The 15,781-nt window shown below is 70.1% G+C and carries 16 protein-coding genes; 5 read left to right on the forward strand and 11 right to left on the reverse strand.

Annotated elements, in window-relative coordinates; translation table 11 throughout:
• The first annotated feature begins 2 nt into the window (after positions 1–2).
• Positions 3–1,472, forward strand: a complete 1,470-nt coding sequence (locus FDA94_RS05580; protein ID WP_246059551.1) for an MDR family MFS transporter — start codon at positions 3–5, stop codon at positions 1,470–1,472.
• A 117-nt stretch (positions 1,473–1,589) separates the two neighbouring features.
• Positions 1,590–1,910 (forward strand): plasmid stabilization protein, encoded by a 321-nt coding sequence (locus FDA94_RS05585; RefSeq protein WP_137245939.1) that lies wholly within the window; start codon positions 1,590–1,592, stop codon positions 1,908–1,910.
• Here the strand turns inward: FDA94_RS05585 and FDA94_RS05590 are convergent.
• On the reverse strand, positions 1,907–2,362 hold the full coding sequence (locus FDA94_RS05590; RefSeq protein ID WP_137245940.1) for a PPOX class F420-dependent oxidoreductase: 456 nt from the start codon (positions 2,360–2,362) through the stop codon (positions 1,907–1,909). The two genes, FDA94_RS05585 and FDA94_RS05590, sit on opposite strands and share 4 nt — an antisense overlap.
• A gap of 78 nt (positions 2,363–2,440) precedes the next feature.
• On the opposite strand from FDA94_RS05590, the gene FDA94_RS05595 reads away from it, so the two are divergent.
• Positions 2,441–2,902, forward strand: a complete 462-nt coding sequence (locus FDA94_RS05595) for a lamin tail domain-containing protein (protein WP_137245941.1) — start codon at positions 2,441–2,443, stop codon at positions 2,900–2,902.
• Positions 2,903–2,911: 9 nt separating this feature from the next.
• Entirely contained in the window at positions 2,912–4,093 is a 1,182-nt protein-coding gene (locus tag FDA94_RS05600) for an ROK family protein (protein ID WP_137245942.1), read from the forward strand.
• Here FDA94_RS05600 and FDA94_RS05605 read toward each other — a convergent pair.
• From FDA94_RS05605 to FDA94_RS05650, 10 genes are all read right to left on the reverse strand, one after another.
• Positions 4,065–4,511 carry an Ohr family peroxiredoxin gene (locus FDA94_RS05605; RefSeq protein ID WP_137245943.1) on the reverse strand — a complete coding sequence of 149 codons (447 nt, stop codon included), beginning with the start codon at positions 4,509–4,511 and terminating at the stop codon, positions 4,065–4,067. The genes FDA94_RS05600 and FDA94_RS05605 overlap by 29 nt on opposite strands.
• Positions 4,508–5,140, reverse strand: coding sequence for a sigma factor (locus tag FDA94_RS05610; protein ID WP_137245944.1), 633 nt, complete (start codon positions 5,138–5,140; stop codon positions 4,508–4,510). Before FDA94_RS05610 ends, FDA94_RS05605 begins: the two co-directional genes overlap by 4 nt.
• Positions 5,137–6,015, reverse strand: coding sequence for an RNA polymerase sigma-70 factor (locus tag FDA94_RS05615; RefSeq protein WP_137245945.1), 879 nt, complete (start codon positions 6,013–6,015; stop codon positions 5,137–5,139). Before FDA94_RS05615 ends, FDA94_RS05610 begins: the two co-directional genes overlap by 4 nt.
• Position 6,016: 1 nt before the next feature.
• Positions 6,017–6,715 carry an alpha/beta fold hydrolase gene (locus tag FDA94_RS05620; RefSeq protein WP_137245946.1) on the reverse strand — a complete coding sequence of 233 codons (699 nt, stop codon included), beginning with the start codon at positions 6,713–6,715 and terminating at the stop codon, positions 6,017–6,019.
• Complete coding sequence (locus FDA94_RS05625) at positions 6,712–6,900, reverse strand: hypothetical protein (RefSeq protein WP_137245947.1); 189 nt, start codon at positions 6,898–6,900, stop codon at positions 6,712–6,714. The genes FDA94_RS05620 and FDA94_RS05625 overlap by 4 nt, the downstream gene beginning before the upstream one ends.
• On the reverse strand, positions 6,897–7,280 hold the full coding sequence (locus FDA94_RS05630; protein ID WP_137245948.1) for a cupin domain-containing protein: 384 nt from the start codon (positions 7,278–7,280) through the stop codon (positions 6,897–6,899). Before FDA94_RS05630 ends, FDA94_RS05625 begins: the two co-directional genes overlap by 4 nt.
• Before the next feature lie 4 nt (positions 7,281–7,284).
• The gene (locus FDA94_RS05635; protein WP_137245949.1) at positions 7,285–8,037 is read right to left on the reverse strand and encodes an SDR family oxidoreductase; all 753 of its coding nucleotides are present in this window, start codon (positions 8,035–8,037) and stop codon (positions 7,285–7,287) included.
• A 102-nt stretch (positions 8,038–8,139) separates the two neighbouring features.
• On the reverse strand, positions 8,140–9,396 hold the full coding sequence (locus tag FDA94_RS05640; RefSeq protein ID WP_246059553.1) for an ATP-binding protein: 1,257 nt from the start codon (positions 9,394–9,396) through the stop codon (positions 8,140–8,142).
• Positions 9,397–9,527: 131 nt separating this feature from the next.
• Complete coding sequence (locus FDA94_RS05645) at positions 9,528–11,630, reverse strand: ThuA domain-containing protein (protein WP_137245951.1); 2,103 nt, start codon at positions 11,628–11,630, stop codon at positions 9,528–9,530.
• Complete coding sequence (locus FDA94_RS05650) at positions 11,630–14,440, reverse strand: PQQ-dependent sugar dehydrogenase (RefSeq protein ID WP_212735196.1); 2,811 nt, start codon at positions 14,438–14,440, stop codon at positions 11,630–11,632. The genes FDA94_RS05645 and FDA94_RS05650 overlap by 1 nt, the downstream gene beginning before the upstream one ends.
• 131 nt (positions 14,441–14,571) lie before the next feature.
• Here FDA94_RS05650 and FDA94_RS05655 point away from each other — a divergent pair, with 131 nt between their 5' ends.
• Complete coding sequence (locus FDA94_RS05655) at positions 14,572–15,756, forward strand: ROK family transcriptional regulator (protein ID WP_137245953.1); 1,185 nt, start codon at positions 14,572–14,574, stop codon at positions 15,754–15,756.
• The last annotated feature ends 25 nt before the right edge of the window (positions 15,757–15,781 follow it).

Raw genomic sequence — 15,781 nt, forward strand, 5'->3', positions numbered from 1 at the left:
CCGTGTCCAGCCCACAGCTAGACCAGCTCGACTCACCCGCCAAAGCCGCGACCGATCCCCCTCGTCGCACCCCGCCCGTGATCAGGCTGCTGGTGCTGGCCACGTTCGTGGTCATCCTCAACGAGACCATCATGATCAACGCCATTCCGGAGTTGATGAAGGCTCTCCAGATCACCGCGCAGACCGCCCAGTGGCTGTCGACCGCCTTCATGCTGACCATGGCGGCCGTCATCCCGATCACCGGCTGGTTCCTGCAGCGGGTGACCACCCGCACGGCCTACACGACCGCAATGGGGCTCTTCCTGTTCGGCACGGCCCTGGCGGCGGTGGCCCCCGTCTTCGAGGTGCTGCTCGCCGGGCGGATCGTCCAGGCGTCCGGCACGGCGGTCATGATGCCGCTGCTGATGACCACGTTGATGCAGGTCGTGCCCGAGTCCGAGCGGGGCCGGGTGATGGGCAACGTGTCGCTGGCCATCTCGGTCGCCCCCGCCATGGGCCCGACGGTCTCCGGCGTGATCCTCCAGTTCGGGCCGTGGCGGCTGCTGTTCGCCGTGGTGTTCCCGATCGCCGCGCTGATCACCTACTTCGGCCTGAAGCAGCTCAAGAACGTCGGCGAGACCAAGATCGGCACGATCGACTGGTTCAGCGTGGTGACCGCCGCCGCCGGGTTCGGCGGCCTGGTCTTCGGCCTGAGCCGCTTCGAGGGCGGCGACGCCACCGTGGCCGGCTCGATGGTCGGCGGGGGCGTGGTGCTGATCGCCGTGTTCGTGTTCCGGCAGCTGCGGCTGCAGAAGCGCGGCGGCCCGCTGCTCGACCTGCGCACGCTGACCCACCGCACCTACACGATCTCGCTGATCCTCATGTCGGTCGCCTTCATGGCGATGCTGGGCTCGATGGTGCTGCTCCCGCTCTACCTGCAGGACATCCGCGGCCTCAACACCTTGGAGACCGGCCTGCTCGTGATGCCCGGCGGCCTCGCGATGGGCCTGCTCGGCCCGACCGTCGGCCGCCTCTTCGACCGCTTCGGCGGCCGGGTGCTCGTGATCCCGGGAGCGGTCGCGATCGCCCTGTCGCTGGCCGGGTTCACCCAGATCACCATGACGATGCCCTACTGGCAGATCCTGGGTCTCCACGCCCTGCTGATGATCGGCCTGGCCGGCACCTTCACCCCCGTCTTCACCCTGGGCCTGGGCGCCGTCCCGTCGTCGCTCTACAGCCACGCGAGCTCGATCCTGAGCACGCTGCAGCAGGTGGCGGCGGCCATCGGCACCGCCCTCGTGATCACGGTCATGAGCGCCCGCGCCGAGACCCTCCATGCCACGGGCGTGGCGGCCGACGCCGCCCTCCTCGGCGGCATGCGCCTGTCGTTCGTCATCAGCGCGGTGATCTCGATCGCGGTGATCATCACCGCGGTGATCCTCCCGGCCCGGGCCGCCAACCACGGCGACGGCCCCCGGCCCGCCCACCACTGACGCGTCCCGGCGGCCCGCTCCCCGCGGGGCGGGCTCCCGGACGTTCAGGCGTCGCGCATGCGGGAATGGTGTCGGTTCGGACCGACACATCCGGGATGCCGATCGGAGGGCGGAGGAATGCCCAGAGGAGCCAGTCCCAAGAGGGAACGTCAGTACGAGCACATCAAGGAGAGCGCCAAGGAGCGCGGCGAGAGCGACCGCCGCGCCACCGAGATCGCGGCGCGGACGGTCAACAAGGAGCGGGCCAGGGCCGGGGAGTCCAAGACGGCCAGCCGGACCTCGCTCGACGACATCTCGTCGTCCCGGCGGGGCGGGCTGCGCTCCCACTCCGGCGCGGGCGGCCGCACGAAGGCCCAGCTCTACGCCGAGGCGAAGAAGCGCAACGTCAAAGGCCGCTCCACGATGACCAAGGCCCAGTTGGAGAAGGCCGTCGGTTAGGCCAGGCGGGCCGGGAAACCACCGGTCGCGACCGGGCCCCAGCGGGTCGGGGTGACGCGGAGCAGAGACTTGCCCTGGCGGACCATCGCGGCGCGATATTCGTCCCAGTCGGGGTGTTCGCCCGAGATGCAGCGGAAGTACTCCACGAGGGGTTCGAGCGCCTCGGGCAGGTCGAGGACCTCCGCGTCGCCGTCGACCTGGACCCACGGGCCGTTCCAGTCGTCCGACAGGACGACCACGCTGACCTGCTCGTTGCGGCGGGCGTTGGCGGTCTTGGCGCGCTCGGGATAGGTCGAGATCACGATCCGGCCCTCGGCGTCGACGCCGCAGGCCACCGGGGACGCCTGAGGGCGGCCGTCGCGTCTCGCCGTGATGACGATCGCGTGGTGGCGCGGGCGGAGGAACTCGAGCAGCTCTTCCCTGCTCACCGGGTCGTTCGTGGCGATCTTCATAGTGCCACTCTAGGCGCACGGGCCTCTTGTCCATATCATTCGAAACCCGGCAAGTTCCCCTGCCTCTTGGAGCGTTCCATGAAGCGTGTGCTCGCGGTCGCGCTGTTATCGACCGCCGTCCTGTCCCAGCCCGCCCAGGCGAAGGCTCCGGCCGTACAGATCACCAAGATCTTCTATGACTCGCCCGGGTCGCCCGACAACGGCGCGAACAGCAGCGTGAACGGCGAGTACATCCAGCTCAAGAACGTCTCCAAGAAGGCGGTCAGCCTGACGGGCTGGACCGTCCAGGACGAGACCAAGCGTTCCGACCACGTCTACACGTTCACCGCGTTCACCCTCAAGCCCGGCAAGACGGTCACGCTGCGGTCCGGCAAGGGCAAGAACACCGCCACGACCCGTTATTGGCAGCGCAGCGGCCAGGGGACCTTCACCTACATCTGGAACCAGACCTCCGACACCGGCTACCTGCGCAACGCCGCCGGCAAACTGGTCGACTCGTGCAGCTACAACTCATCGCGGGATGACTACGTCATCTGCTGAACTCAGGTCATGAAGAACCTGGGGGCGCTGCTCCGGCACATCCACCTCAACGGGCCGACGTCGCGGGCCGCGCTGACGGAGGAGTTCGGGCTGAACCGCAGCACGATCATGGCGCTGACCGCCGAGCTCGCCGCCCTGGGCCTGGTCAGGGAGGAGCTCCCCGACGACGTCCAGAAGGCCGGGCGGCCGTCGCTGGTGGTCAGCCCCGAGAGCGAGAAGGTGTTCGTGCTCGCCTTCGACGTCGCCGTCGACTGGCTGGTGGCGGCGCGGGTCGGGCTCGGGGGCGTCATCCTCGACCGGCGGGCGGCCGTGCGGCAGCGGCGCTTCCCCGACCTCGACGACGTCGTCGGGACACTGGCCGAGTTCGCCCGCCAGCTCCTCCGCGACGTGCCCGGCGACGCCGTCTGCGTGGGGGTCGGCGCCTCGTTCTGCGGGATGATCCGGCCCCACGACGGCACGGTCCGCTACGGCCCCAAGACGGGCTGGGTCGACCAGGCCTTCGGGCCCGAGCTGGAACGCCGGCTCCCGCTCGGCCTGCCCGTCAGGGTGGGCAACGAGGCGCATCTCGGCGCGGTCGCCGAGAACGAGCGTGGCGCCGGGATCGGCTTCCGCAACCTCATCTACCTGCACGGCGACGTCGGCGTGGGCGGCGGGGTGATCGTCGACGGCAAGCGGCTGGGCGGCGACGACGGCTACGCGGCCGAGGCCGGGCACATGGTGGTGAACCCCTTCGACGGGCGGCCGTGCCTGTGCGGTTCTCGGGGCTGCCTGGAGGCGGAGGTCGGCGAGAGCGCCCTGCTCGACCTGGCCGGCTGGCCCCACGGCAGCGTCGGCCGCGACGCCGTCGCCTCCGTCGTGCACGCCGCCGAACGCGGCGACCAGACCGCCCGCGAAGCGCTCAACCGGGTCGGCGACTGGCTCGGCGTCGGGGTGGCCAACCTGATCAACCTGTTCAACCCGGGCGTGGTGGTCTTCGGCGGCATGCTGCGCGACGTCTACCGAGGCTCGGCCGAGCAGGTCCGCACCCGCATCGAGGCCAACGTCCTGCCGGTGTCACGCGAGCGCGTGGAACTGCGCATCGCCGCCCTCGGCGACGACACGACGCTGGTGGGCGGGGCGGAATTGGGCTTCGCGGGGCTGCTGGCCGATCCGGCGGAGGCCGTCAGCCGGGCCCGTCGACCGAGAGCCTGACCGTCGCCGGGGTGCCCCGCCTGGTCATCTTCGTGTACGGACAGAGCCTCTCCGCCCGCGCCACGAGCGTGGCCGCCATCTCGGGGTCGGCGTCCGGCCAGGTCACGACCAGGTCCACGTCGACCTGGTAGCCGTCGTCGGCGGGGTCGCGGCCGAAGGTCACCGTCACCGCCACGCTGATCGGCGAGGGGTCGAGGTGGTGCCGCCGGGCCGCCAGGCTCAGCGCCGCCTGGAAGCAGGCGGCGTAGGCGGCGGCGAAGAGCTGTTCGGGGTTGGGTCCGCCCGAGTCGCCGCCCAGTTCCCCGGGCAGCCGCAGCTCCAGGTCGAGCGCGCCGTCGGACGAGACCGCCCGGCCGGTCACCCGGCCGTGGGCCGAACTCCCGCCGGTCACGGTGACGCTGGTGACGTACAGAGTCATGGGCGGTGCCAGCCCTCCAGTTTGTCGGGGTTGAGGACGATCCACACCGCCGTCACGTCGGTCGCGGCCACGCTGACGCTCACCACCGCGACCGCCCGTCCGTCCTGGCGGAGCACCAGGCCGGTCCGGCCGTTCACCGGTTCGGCGCAGACCTCGATCCCGGCCACCAGCCGGGACAGGTACCGGGCGACCGCGTCCGGGCCGTGCGTGGGCCCGAGCGGGGCGCGGATCTTGCCGCCGCCGTCGCTGACGACCAGGACGTCCGGCGCCAGCACCGCCCGCAGCGCGGGCGCGTCACCGGCGGAGCAGGCGGCGGCGAAGCGCAGGGAGACGTGGTCGTGGCGGAGCGGCGGCACGTGGCCGGACCGGGGCGGTGGCGTCTTCCGCGTCAGGGGCGCGGGGTGGGGCGTGCCGGAGGACAGGAGCTCCAGGCAGATGCCGCCGGCCACGCGGGTCAGCCACGCCCGTGGCCGCGTGATCGCGGCGCGCTCGGGGTCGGTGAGGGCGTACCAACGGCGGTAGGTCTCCTGGACGACCTGGTCGGCGGCCGTCTCGGAGCCGAACAGCCAGGTGGCGACGTCGATCAGGTGACGGCGTTCGTCGAGCAGTTCCGCCAGGGAATCGGTCATTTCGCGTAACCGGAGAGTTTGTCGGGGTTCATGAGCCACAGCAATTGGTGGATGCCGTCGGAGGAGGCGTCCAGGACGAGCAGGGCCCCGCCGACCTTCTCCCGGGCGGGGACGAACACGGCCGGGGTGCCGTTCACGTCGACGAAGGTGACCGTCGCGCCGGGCCAGAAACGGGGCGCGAAGGCGGCGATGAACTTGGTCACGCGGGGGATGCCGTGCATCACCAGGCGGGCCGCGCCCCGCACGCCGTTCCCGTCGGTCACGCTCACGACGTCTTCGGCGAACAGGTGCTCCAGGGCCACGACGTCACCCGATTGGGCGGCGTCGAGAAAGGCCTCCAGCAGCCGCCGGTGCTCGCTCTTGTCGATCGGCTCGTGGCGCCCGGCCGCCAGGCGCTTGCGGGCCCGGCTCACGAGCTGGCGCGCCTTGGCCGCGGTCACCTGAATGATGTCGGCGATCTGCTCGTACGGATAGACGAACGCCTCCCGCAGCACATAGGCCGCCCGCTCGGTCGGGGTGAGCCGATCGAGCAGCAGCAGGAAGGCGAACTCCAGCGCCTCCCCGCGCTCGGCCCCCAACGTGGGATCGGCGCTGGTGTCGACCGGCTCGGGCAGCCACGGCCCGATGTACGACTCCCGCCGCGCCCGCGCCGACCGCGCCACGTTGATCGACAGCCGGGTGGCGATCGTGGCCAGGAACGCCGGCGGGCTCTGCACGGCCGCCCGGTCGGTGGCCTGCCAGCGCAGCCAGACGTCCTGAACGACGTCTTCGGCCTCGGCCGCGCTGCCCAGCATCCGGTAGGCGATGCCGAACAGGCGCGGCCGAAGCTCGGTGAAGACCGATGCGGCGTTCTCCAGCGAATCCACGAGGGTCACTTCACCGCACGTGGGTGACGGCGTCGAGGATGGACCGCGTCACGGTGTCCGGCCACGAGACCGGGATCGCGTGCGAGGCGCCGGAGATCTCCCGGGTGCCTCGGGAACCGGCCCGTTCCGCCATGTGGCGCATCGCCTCGACCGGGATGTTCGCGTCGCGTTCCCCGTACACGAACCACGACGGCGTGTTCCGCCAGGCCGCCTTGGTGGCCATGTCGGTCAGCGCCCGCTCGGTGACCGGGCGCTGCAGCACCGCCATCACCGCCGCCGACTCGGGGTCGACGTCGTGGCAGAACTGCTGCTGGAACCGGTCGGGGTCGATGCGGAACTCCCGCCCGCCGGTGGCGACCGGGTAGGCGATCAGGGTGTCGGCCAGGGTGCCGCCCTCGAACTTCTGGGCCAGAGTCAGGGCGCTCTCGCCCGTCTCCGGGGCGAAGGCCGAGACGTACACGAGCGCCTTCACCGCCGGATGGACGGCCTCACTGATCACCATGCCGCCGTAGGAGTGGCCGACCAGGACGACCGGCCCCCCGATGCCGTCGACCACGTCGCGCACGTAGGCGGCGTCGCCCTCCAGGTCGCGCAGCGGGTTCGCCACCGCGACGACGGACAGCCCTTCGGCGCGCAGCCGCCGGATGACGCGCTTCCAGCTCCCCGACCCGGTGAAGGCGCCGTGGACCAGGACGACGGTGGGATTCATGGCCTTTCCCAGATGACGTCCTCTTCGAGCACCTCCACGGCGCCGATGAGGCCGCGCAGGCCGATCTCCTCGCGTTCGGCGTCGACGGGGTCGTAGAGCCACTCGGTGATCGGCTCTTCGGCGAGCTCCTCCGGGTGGCTGTCCTCGGCCATGGCCAGTTCGGCCTCCAGGAACTCCTCGTTCATCGCGACCATCCCAGGCGGTCGAGTTCGTCCTGTTCGACGAAGGTGAGCATCGGCGTGCCCGGGGCGCAGAACATCGTGACGGTGAACTTCACCCGCATGTCGTCGCGGGCGTTGCCGTCCTGGAAGTGGATGACGTCCCCGCCCGGCTCCCAGAAGACCTCGCCGGCCTTGACGATCCTGACCGGCTGCCCCTGCAGCTCGAACCGCATCTCCCCCTCGATGACGTAGCCGAAGGCCGGCCCCGAGTGCCGGTGGGGCGGGGTGCCGGGGTCGCCGGGCGGATACTCGATGACGATGGTCGCCGCGTGCGCCCCCTCCGGAACGAACGGAGGGTCGACCTCCTGGAGCACCGTCAGCGCGGTCTTCCATGCTTCCGACATGTGATCACTTCCCCTGGTTGTCCTTGAGCCAGTCGAAATAGCCGATCCGGCCGAGGGTCGCCCCGTCGCCGGGCACGAGCGAGCGCTGCTCCAGCTCACTGCCGAAGTAGCGGGCGTGGACGTCGGTCACGACCGTGCGCGGGTCGCCGAGGGCCTTGAGCGCCTCGCCGATGAACTCGTCCATCTGGTACTGATCGGGCCCGGCGATCTCCAGCCGCCCGTTCAGCGGCGCGTCGACGGCGACCTTGGCGACGTTCAGCGACACCTCGGCCGCCGCGATGGGCTGGAACCGGACCGGCGCGATGTGCACCCCGTCGTCCCGGGTCGCCTCGTCGGCGATGCCCTTGACGAACTCGTAGAACTGGGTGGCGTGGACGAGCGAGTAGGGCACCCCCGACTCCTCGATCAGCTTCTCCTGGGCGATCTTGGCCCGGAAGTAGTCGTTCTCCGGCAGCCGCTCGCTCCCGACGATCGACAGGGCGACGTGATGCCCGACCCCGGCGGCCTTCTCGGCCTCCAGGAGGTTCGTGGTGGACGTGGTGAAGAAGTTCCAGACGTCCTCCCGCTTCCAGGAGGGCGAGTTCGACACGTCGACCACGGCGTCGGCGCCCGCCATCACCTCGGCCAGCCCCTCACCGGTGAGGGTGTTCACCCCCGTGCTGGGCGCGGCGGCGACCCCTTCGTGGCCGTTCTCCCTGAGCTTCTCGATCATCCTGGACCCGATCAGCCCAGTTCCCCCGATGACGACGATCTTCATGCCTTCCCCTTCTCTCGTTGCCGGACGCCAGCTAAGACAGGGGAGAGCCAGAAGTTGTGACAAAAGCCGCGAACTTCTTTTCAGATACCCAGCGACCTGGGTTTATATGACAGACGCCTCCCACAGGGCGCCGACCGGAACCGCGAGCATCCGCTCGCCGAAGGAGAACGTCTGCGTGCCCGTGTGCAGGACGATCCCGGCCACGAAATCACTCCCGACCCGCCCGGCGAGATGACGGAGCCCGGTGAAGTCGTCGGGCCGTACGGTCGAGGCCGCCTTGACCTCGATGCCGACCACCTGGCCTTGACGGCTCTCCAGGACGGCGTCCACCTCGACCTTGTCCTTGGTCCGGTAGTGGTAGAGCTCGACGAGCGTCTCAGACCAGGTCGTCTGGCGGGCGAGCTCCATCAGGACGAAGCCTTCGAGCAGCGCCCCGAACGGGCCGCCGGGCCGCAGGAGGCTGTGGGCGTCGACGCCGAGGAGGTTGGCCGCCACGCCCGAGTCGACGAAGGCGACTTTGGGGGTGTGCACGGCCCGGTTGCCGATGTTCCTCGACCATGCGGGCACCCGCTTGATCAGGAATACCTCTTCCAAGAGCGCGAGGAACCGGGCGGTGGTCGTGCCGGGCAGGCCGAGATCCCGGCCGAGCGCCTGGACGACGAGCAACTGCCCCGACCTGGCCGCGAGCGCCCTGACCATGGCCCGGAGTTCGGCCATGCGCTCGATCTCCGACAACAGCATCACGTCGCGGTTGATCAGGTCGCCGACATAGGAGTCGAAGAACCGCTGTCTGCGCCTCGGGCTGTCGCGGGCGACGGCCTCGGGATAGCCGCCGCGGATCAGGCGGTTCGCGTAGTCGGCCCTGGTGAGCTCCGATGTGTGCCGGAACCCCGGCCCATGGGTGAAGATCGCGTCGATGAACCCGTCGGGACGGTCGTCGATCTCCCCTTGGGAGAACGGCCAGAGCTCGATCGTCTCCATGCGGCCGGGCAGGGTGTCGGGGAGTGAGCGCAGGGCCAGCAGCCGGGACGACCCGGTCAGCAGGAATCGGCCGGGCCTCGGGTCGGCGTCCACCTGGGACTTGATGGCCAGCAGGAGTTCGGGGGCGCGCTGGATCTCGTCGATGACCATTCGCGTCGGGAAGTCGACGAATCCGGAAGGGTCGGAGAGCGCGGCCTGCAGGGTCAGCGGATCGTCGAGATCACGCCATTCACCCGTCTTGGCCAGCTGCCGGACCAGGGTGCTCTTGCCCGACTGGCGCGCGCCGTTGATCAGGACGACCCGCGTGTCGGCGAGCGCGTCGGCGACGGCCCGCTCGGCGTGCCGGCGGATGAGACGGCCCAGTGGCGTGGCGACCATGCCTCTCATGATGACACCCCATGGTGAGATGGTCGCCTCTAGCGTGGTGATTTGGTCGCTGGGTTCGTGGGGAGATGGTCGCAAGGGAAAGGGGGCGCCGGTCGCCCGGCGCCCCCTGTGGTCGAGCTCGGCTAGCTGCCGTAGACCTCGAACTGGAAGAGCGAGTAGCCCCAGGCGGTGCCTCGGGTCGTGCCGTGGATCCGCACGTACCTGGCCTGGTTGTTCAGGCCCGTGTTGTCGTCCTCGCCGCCGTTGCCGCCGGTCACCGATCTGGCCGTGGTCCAGGTCGAGCCGTTGGTGGAGGTCTGGATCTGGTACGCCGACCCGTAGGCCGCCTCCCAGAGCAGGCGGACCCGGTTGATCGTGTACGTCTGGCCCAGGTCGACCTGGATCCACTGCGGGTCGGCGAAGGCGCTGGCCCACCTGGTCGTGGCCGAGGAGTCGACGGCGGCCGAGGCCGGGTACTGGGCCGCCTCCACGCTCGACGCCGTGGCCGGCTTGTTCAGGGCGAGGTTGGTGACGGTCGGCGTACAGGGCCTGAGGAAGGTGAAGTCGTCGACGTCGAACAGGCCGGTACCGGTGCCGGTGAAGGTGAGGAAGATGTTGGCGTTGCCCGACGGGACGCCGCTCAGGGGGGCGAGCACGTCGGCGTAGGTGTCCCAGCTTCCGGTGTTCGGGACCGTCAGAGTGCCCAGGATCGGGCCCGTCTGGGAGCCGGTGCGGACCTGGATCTGGCCGCCGTTGCCGCCGGAGACGACGCGGGCCCGGATCGCGGTCGCGCCGCCGACGGTGATGTTGTTGTAGCCCGCCCAGTCGCCCGGCTCGATGTAGCCGAGGGTCTGGCCGTTGTTGGCGCCCGCCTTGGTGAAGGCCTGGGCGCCGTTCACCGAGGTGAACGACTCGGCGTGGACGCGCACGTCGCAGGTCGGCTGCCCGCCCAGCTCCTTGATCCGGACGTTGCGGAACGCCGCCTGGTCGCCGGAACCGTGGTTCTGGAGGCCGATGTAGCCGTCGAGGTTGCGCGCGGAGTTGGTGTTGGTGAAGTCGTTGATCAGCGCGCCGTTCAGGTAGACCCGGACGCGCTGGCCCTCCACCAGCAGCTCATAGGTGTTCCACTCGCCCGGCGGGTTCAGGTTGGCGTCGCGGGCGGCGATGTCGGCCGACTTGAAGCCGTAGATCGAGCCCGTCGTCCGGTCGGCCGTGTCGGTGGCGTCGATCTGGATCTCGTAGCCCTGGTTGACCGCGATGTTGGGGTCGCCGCCGGGGTTCGGGAAGCCGATGAAGATCCCCGAGTTGCTGTCGCCGGTCAGCCGCCAGTCGGCCTTGAGCGAGTAGCTGGTGTACTGCTTGGCGTTGTACCAGAACAGGCCCATCCCGCCGACGGACGACAGGGTCGCGTCGGAGTTGGAGAAGCTGCCCGGCCCCGACTGCGACCAGCCCGTGGTCGAGCCGTTGTAGAGGGTCGTGTAGCCCGTCTCGGGGCGGCAGTCGGCGTCGGCGCGCTTGGCGGCGTACCGGATGCCGCCGAGGAGCTGGCTGCGGAAGCCCGCCTCGGCGTACGTCGACTGGGTGTGGCCGAAGCCCGTGTAGAACGAGCGGCCGCTGTCGATGCCCTTGCACCAGGTGATCGGGTGGTCGGCGCCCATCGAGCCGCCCGAGTAGGTCGACTCGTCGAGCGTCGCCAGGACCCGGGCGGTCGAGCGCGGGTTGGTCTGGTAGTTGTACAGCTCGTCGGTGCGGGTCCAGGCCTGCGGCAGGTGGGCGGTCGCCGGGTGGGCCCGGTTCTCGGTCCGCGAGGTGACCTGCTGGATCGCCGGGTGGCTGGCGAAGTAGGCCCCGGCCAGAGTGTTGTAGAACGACCAGCCGTATTCGGTGTCGGCCGCCGCGTGGACGCCGACGTAGCCGCCGCCCCCGCGGATGTAGCTCTCGAACGCCGTCTGCTGGGTGGCGTTCAGCACGTCGCCGGTCGTGTTGAGGAACACCACCGCCTCGTACTGGGCCAGGTTGGACGTCGTGAAGGCGGCGGCGTCCTCGGTGGCGGTGACCGAGAAGCTGTTGGCCGCGCCGAGGTCGCGGATCGCCTGGGTGCCGACCGCGATCGAGTCATGCCGGAAACCGGCCGTCTTGGAGAAGACGAGCACGTCATAGGGGGCGTCGGCGGCCTGGGCCGGTAACGCCGTCAGGGTGGTGGCGGCCAGGGCTATCGCCCCGGCCGCGATCAGGGCTTTCCGCATCAGGAAACCGTCCACTTCTGGTTCGCGGCCGCGGTGCAGGTCTGCTGGGACACGACGGTGCTGTCGGCGGTACTGCTACCCGTCACGTCGAGGCACTTGGCCGATCCGACGTTGCGGATCGTGCCGTCGCTCCCGACGGTCCAGTTCTGGGCGTTGGTGCCGTTGCACGTGTAGATCTGGATCTTCGCGCCGTTGGCGGTGCTGGCGCCCGAGACGTCGAGGCACTTGCCGAGGGCCCGGAAGGTCTGTCCGGTACGGGTCCACGTCTGCGCCGCCGAGCTGTTGCACGTGTAGATCTGGACCTGGGTGCCGTCGGTGGCGGTGCCGCCCCGGACGTCGAGGCACTTGCCGCCGAGCCCGGTGACGCGCCCGCCGGCCGGCGGGGTGCCGGTCGTGAAGGTGAAGCTGTCGAGGTCGAACAGGGCTCCGGTGCCCGTGCCGGCGAAGGTCACGTAGAGCGAGGTCGCGGTCGCCGGGGCGCCTGAGATCGTGCCGGTGACGTTCACGAACGTCTCCCAGCCGCCGGTCGGCGCGACGGCCGCCTGCCCGATGATCGGGCCGGTCGCCGAGCCGGTGCGGAACTGGAGGGTGCCGCCGATGCCGGCCGAGGAGACCCGGGCCGTGAACGACGTCACGTTGTTCAGCTTGTACGGGTCGAACTGGATCCAGTCGCCGTTGTGGATGTCGCCGACCGTGCGTCCGCCGTCGGCGGTGGTCTTGGTCATCGGCGCGACGCCCGACGACGTCTTGTAGTGCTCGGCCTGGCGCTTGCGCGGCTGGAGGAGGTTCTGGGTGTGCGTGGTCAGGCCGCCGTTGTCGGTGTAGGACGCGTCGAAGATCGGGAAGATGTTCGCCGCGTCGTCGTGCTCACCGTCGACCGGGATGGTGATCGTGCCGGAGCAGCCGTTCTGCGCGGTGATCTGGTGGGCGTGCTGGTCGTGACCGAGCAGGTAGGTCATGGTCACCCGCGAGCAGGCGACCGTGCCGTCCTCGGGGTCGGTGACGGTGACGCTCCACGGCACGCTGTCGCCGAAGGAGGCCAGCTGGCCCGAGGCCGGCAGGTTGATCGTCACGGTCGGGGCGGTGTTGCCGACGCTGATCACGACGCTCGCGGTGCCGGTCGCGCCCTGCGGGTCGCGCACGGTCAGCGTCGCCGTGTAGGTGCCGTTGGTCGAGTAGGTCTTGGTCGGGTTGGCCGCCGTCGACGTGGTGCCGTCGCCGAACGCCCACGAGTAGGTCAGCGCGCCGCCCTCGGGGTCGCTGCTGCCCGCCGAGGAGAACGTCACGGCCAGCGGGGCCGCGCCCGAGGTCCGGTTGGCGGCCGCCACGGCGTTCGGGGCGCGGTTGCCGCCGCCGACGTAGTCGTACCGGTAGAGGGCGCTGTTGGCGTCGCCGTTGAAGTAGCCGGTGCCGTAGTCGAGGACGTAGTAGGCGCCGTCGGGGCCGAACGCCGAGTCCATGACCTGCTTGCCGTTCCACGGGAAGGTGTCGATCGTGCCGACCGAGCCGTCGGTGTTCACGTGGATGGGCTTGACCCAGCCCCGGCCGAACTCGGTGGCGAAGAACTGGCCGTCGAACGCCTGCGGGAACTTCGTGGTCGAGGTGTTCGAGGCGCTGTAACGGTAGACCGGGCCGCCCATCGGCGACTCACTGCCGCCGCCGAACGCCGACGGGGTGCCGGCGTCGCCGCCGTAGCGGATCCAGGCCGGGCGTGGCTGCGGCAGCGTCTGCAGGCCGGTGTTGCGGAAGGAGTTGTTGGTCGGCTGACCCGCGCAGTTGAACTTCGCCCCGGTCGCGTTGGTGGCGAAGTTCCACTCGTTGTACGTCTCGGTCGTGGTGTTCGTGCCGGTGCAGTAGGGCCACCCGTAGTTGCCGGGGCTCGTGACCCGGTTGAACTCGACCTGGCCGGAGGGACCCCGGGTCGAGCTGGTGGAACCCGCGTCGGGGCCGTAGTCGCCGACGTAGACGATGCCCGTGGCCTTGTCGACGCTGATCCGGAACGGGTTGCGGAAGCCCATCGCGTAGATCTCGGGACGGGTGCCCGCGGTGCCCGGGGCGAACAGGTTGCCCGAGGGGATCGAGTAGGTCCCGTCGGCGTTCACCTTGATGCGCAGGATCTTGCCGCGCAGGTCGTTGGTGTTGCCGGCGCTGCGCTGGGCGTCGTAGGCGGGGTTGCGCTCGGTCCGCTCGTCGATCGGCGAGTAGCCGGCCGACTCGAACGGGTTGGTGTCGTCACCCGTCGACAGGTAGAGGTTGCCGGCCGCGTCGAAGTCCATGTCGCCGCCGACGTGGCAGCACATGCCGCGGTTGGCGGGCACGTCCAGGACGTTGACCTGGCTGCCCATGTTCAGCGTGAAGTTGGCGTTGAGCGTGAACCGGGACAGGCGGTTCACGCCGGTCCACGTCGTCCAGGTGGCGGCGGTTCCGGAGGCGGGGGCGTCGCCCGACGGGGTGGTCAGCGGCGGGGCGTAGTAGAGGTAGACGTGCCGGTTGGTGGCGAAGCCGGGGTCGACCGCGACGCCCTGCAGGCCTTCTTCGTCGTGGGTGTAGACCGGCAGCGTGCCGATGACGGAGGTGTTTCCCGCGGCGTCGGTCCGCCGCAGGGTGCCGTTGCGTGCCGTGTGCAGGACCGAGCGGTCGGGTAACACGGCGAGCGACATCGGCTCGCCCATCTCGGGCTCACCCTTGGCCAGGGTGACCTGCTGGAAGTCGGTGGCGTTGATGGTGTGGGCCTGCGCGGGGACGGCGGTGACGCCCGACAGGACGAGCAGTGTGGCGGTGGCGATGAGCCATCTGCGGCGGTGTTTCATGGACATCCTTAAGGCGGACTTGACTCGATCGAAGCGTAAATTGTTTCGGGCACATGGTCTAGAAGTTACGTACGGTCCAACAAATCTTTTGATTTTTCAGACGAAAGTAGCTTGTGAGGTAGTTTTTCACCGTGAAGACCAACCGCCCGGAGAACCCGCACCAGGCCGCGCTGCTGCGCCTCCTCCGCGACGGGCCCAGGTCGCGAGCCCAGCTCAACGACCTCACCTCCGACGGGATGTCACGGTCCAAGCTCAACGCCGAGCTCGACCGCCTGATCGAGCTCGGCCTCGCCGAACCCGACGGCTTCGCCGAGTCGCGCGGCGGCCGGCGGTCCGGCCTGGTCAGGCTGTCGGCCACCACCCGCTTCGCGGGCATCGACATCGGCGCCACGTCGGTCGACGTCGCCGTCACCGACGGCGAGCTGAACGTGCTCGGCCACGTGAGCGAGCCGATCGACATACGGAGCGGCCCGGCCCAGGTGCTCGACCGGGTCTTCGACCTCGTCGGCAAACTCCGGGAACAGGGGCTCTACACGCAGCTCAACGGGGCCGGCATCGGCGTGCCGGGGCCGGTGAGCTTCGCCGAGGGGGTGCCGGTGGTGCCGCCGATCATGCCCGGCTGGAACCGCCACCCGCTGCGCGAGACCGTCAGCCAGGAACTCGGCTGCCCCGCGATGCTCGACAACGACGTGAACCTGATGGCGCTCGGCGAGCTGCACTCCGGGGTCGCCCGCCAGGTCGACGACTTCCTCCTGGTCAAGATCGGCACCGGGGTCGGCTGCGGCATCGTGGTCGACGGCCGGATCTACCGTGGCGTGTCCGGCAGCGCCGGAGACATCGGCCACATGATGGTCGACGAAGACGGCCCGGTCTGCCCGTGCGGCAACATCGGCTGCCTGGAGGCCTACTTCGGCGGCTCCGCCCTGGCCGCCCAGGCCGAGTCGGCCGCCCGCAGCGGGGCCTCTCCCCACCTGGCCGCACGGTTGGCCGCCACGGGCTCGCTGACCGCGGAAGACGTCGCCGTCGCCGCCGCCCAGGGCGACCCGGTGGCGATCCAGTTGATAAGAGACGGCGGGCGCCGCGTCGGTCAGGTGCTCGCCGGTCTGGTCAGCTTCTTCAACCCCGGCCTGGTGATCATCGCGGGCGGAGTGGCCCGGCTGGGCCACATCCTGCTGGCCGAGATCCGCAGCGTCGTCTACCGGCGCTCGCTGCCGCTGGCGACCGGCAACCTGCCGATCGTGCTGTCGGAGCTGGAGGACGTCGCGGGCGTGGTGGGCGCGGCCCGGCTCATCAGCGACCACGTGTACTCGGCATGAAAAACCGGGGCGCCTCCGAAGAGGC

Origin of the sequence: Herbidospora galbida (genome assembly GCF_005233835.1) — a bacterium.
GTDB classification, from domain to species: Bacteria; Actinomycetota; Actinomycetes; order Streptosporangiales; family Streptosporangiaceae; genus Herbidospora; species Herbidospora galbida.

Excerpts from the sequence above, each read along its gene's own strand:
- FDA94_RS05635 (WP_137245949.1), bottom strand. The coding sequence starts at position 8,037 with ATGAAGATCGTCGTCATCGGGGGAACTGGGCTGATCGGGTCCAGGATG.
- FDA94_RS05625 (WP_137245947.1), bottom strand. The coding sequence starts at position 6,900 with ATGAACGAGGAGTTCCTGGAGGCCGAACTGGCCATGGCCGAGGACAGC.
- FDA94_RS05650 (WP_212735196.1), bottom strand. The coding sequence starts at position 14,440 with ATGAAACACCGCCGCAGATGGCTCATCGCCACCGCCACACTGCTCGTC.
- FDA94_RS05595 (WP_137245941.1), top strand. The coding sequence starts at position 2,441 with ATGAAGCGTGTGCTCGCGGTCGCGCTGTTATCGACCGCCGTCCTGTCC.
- FDA94_RS05645 (WP_137245951.1), bottom strand. The coding sequence starts at position 11,630 with ATGCGGAAAGCCCTGATCGCGGCCGGGGCGATAGCCCTGGCCGCCACC.
- FDA94_RS05630 (WP_137245948.1), bottom strand. The coding sequence starts at position 7,280 with ATGTCGGAAGCATGGAAGACCGCGCTGACGGTGCTCCAGGAGGTCGAC.
- FDA94_RS05585 (WP_137245939.1), top strand. The coding sequence starts at position 1,590 with ATGCCCAGAGGAGCCAGTCCCAAGAGGGAACGTCAGTACGAGCACATC.
- FDA94_RS05640 (WP_246059553.1), bottom strand. The coding sequence starts at position 9,396 with ATGGTCGCCACGCCACTGGGCCGTCTCATCCGCCGGCACGCCGAGCGG.
- FDA94_RS05600 (WP_137245942.1), top strand. The coding sequence starts at position 2,912 with ATGAAGAACCTGGGGGCGCTGCTCCGGCACATCCACCTCAACGGGCCG.
- FDA94_RS05620 (WP_137245946.1), bottom strand. The coding sequence starts at position 6,715 with ATGAATCCCACCGTCGTCCTGGTCCACGGCGCCTTCACCGGGTCGGGG.
- FDA94_RS05605 (WP_137245943.1), bottom strand. The coding sequence starts at position 4,511 with ATGACTCTGTACGTCACCAGCGTCACCGTGACCGGCGGGAGTTCGGCC.
- FDA94_RS05610 (WP_137245944.1), bottom strand. The coding sequence starts at position 5,140 with ATGACCGATTCCCTGGCGGAACTGCTCGACGAACGCCGTCACCTGATC.
- FDA94_RS05590 (WP_137245940.1), bottom strand. The coding sequence starts at position 2,362 with ATGAAGATCGCCACGAACGACCCGGTGAGCAGGGAAGAGCTGCTCGAG.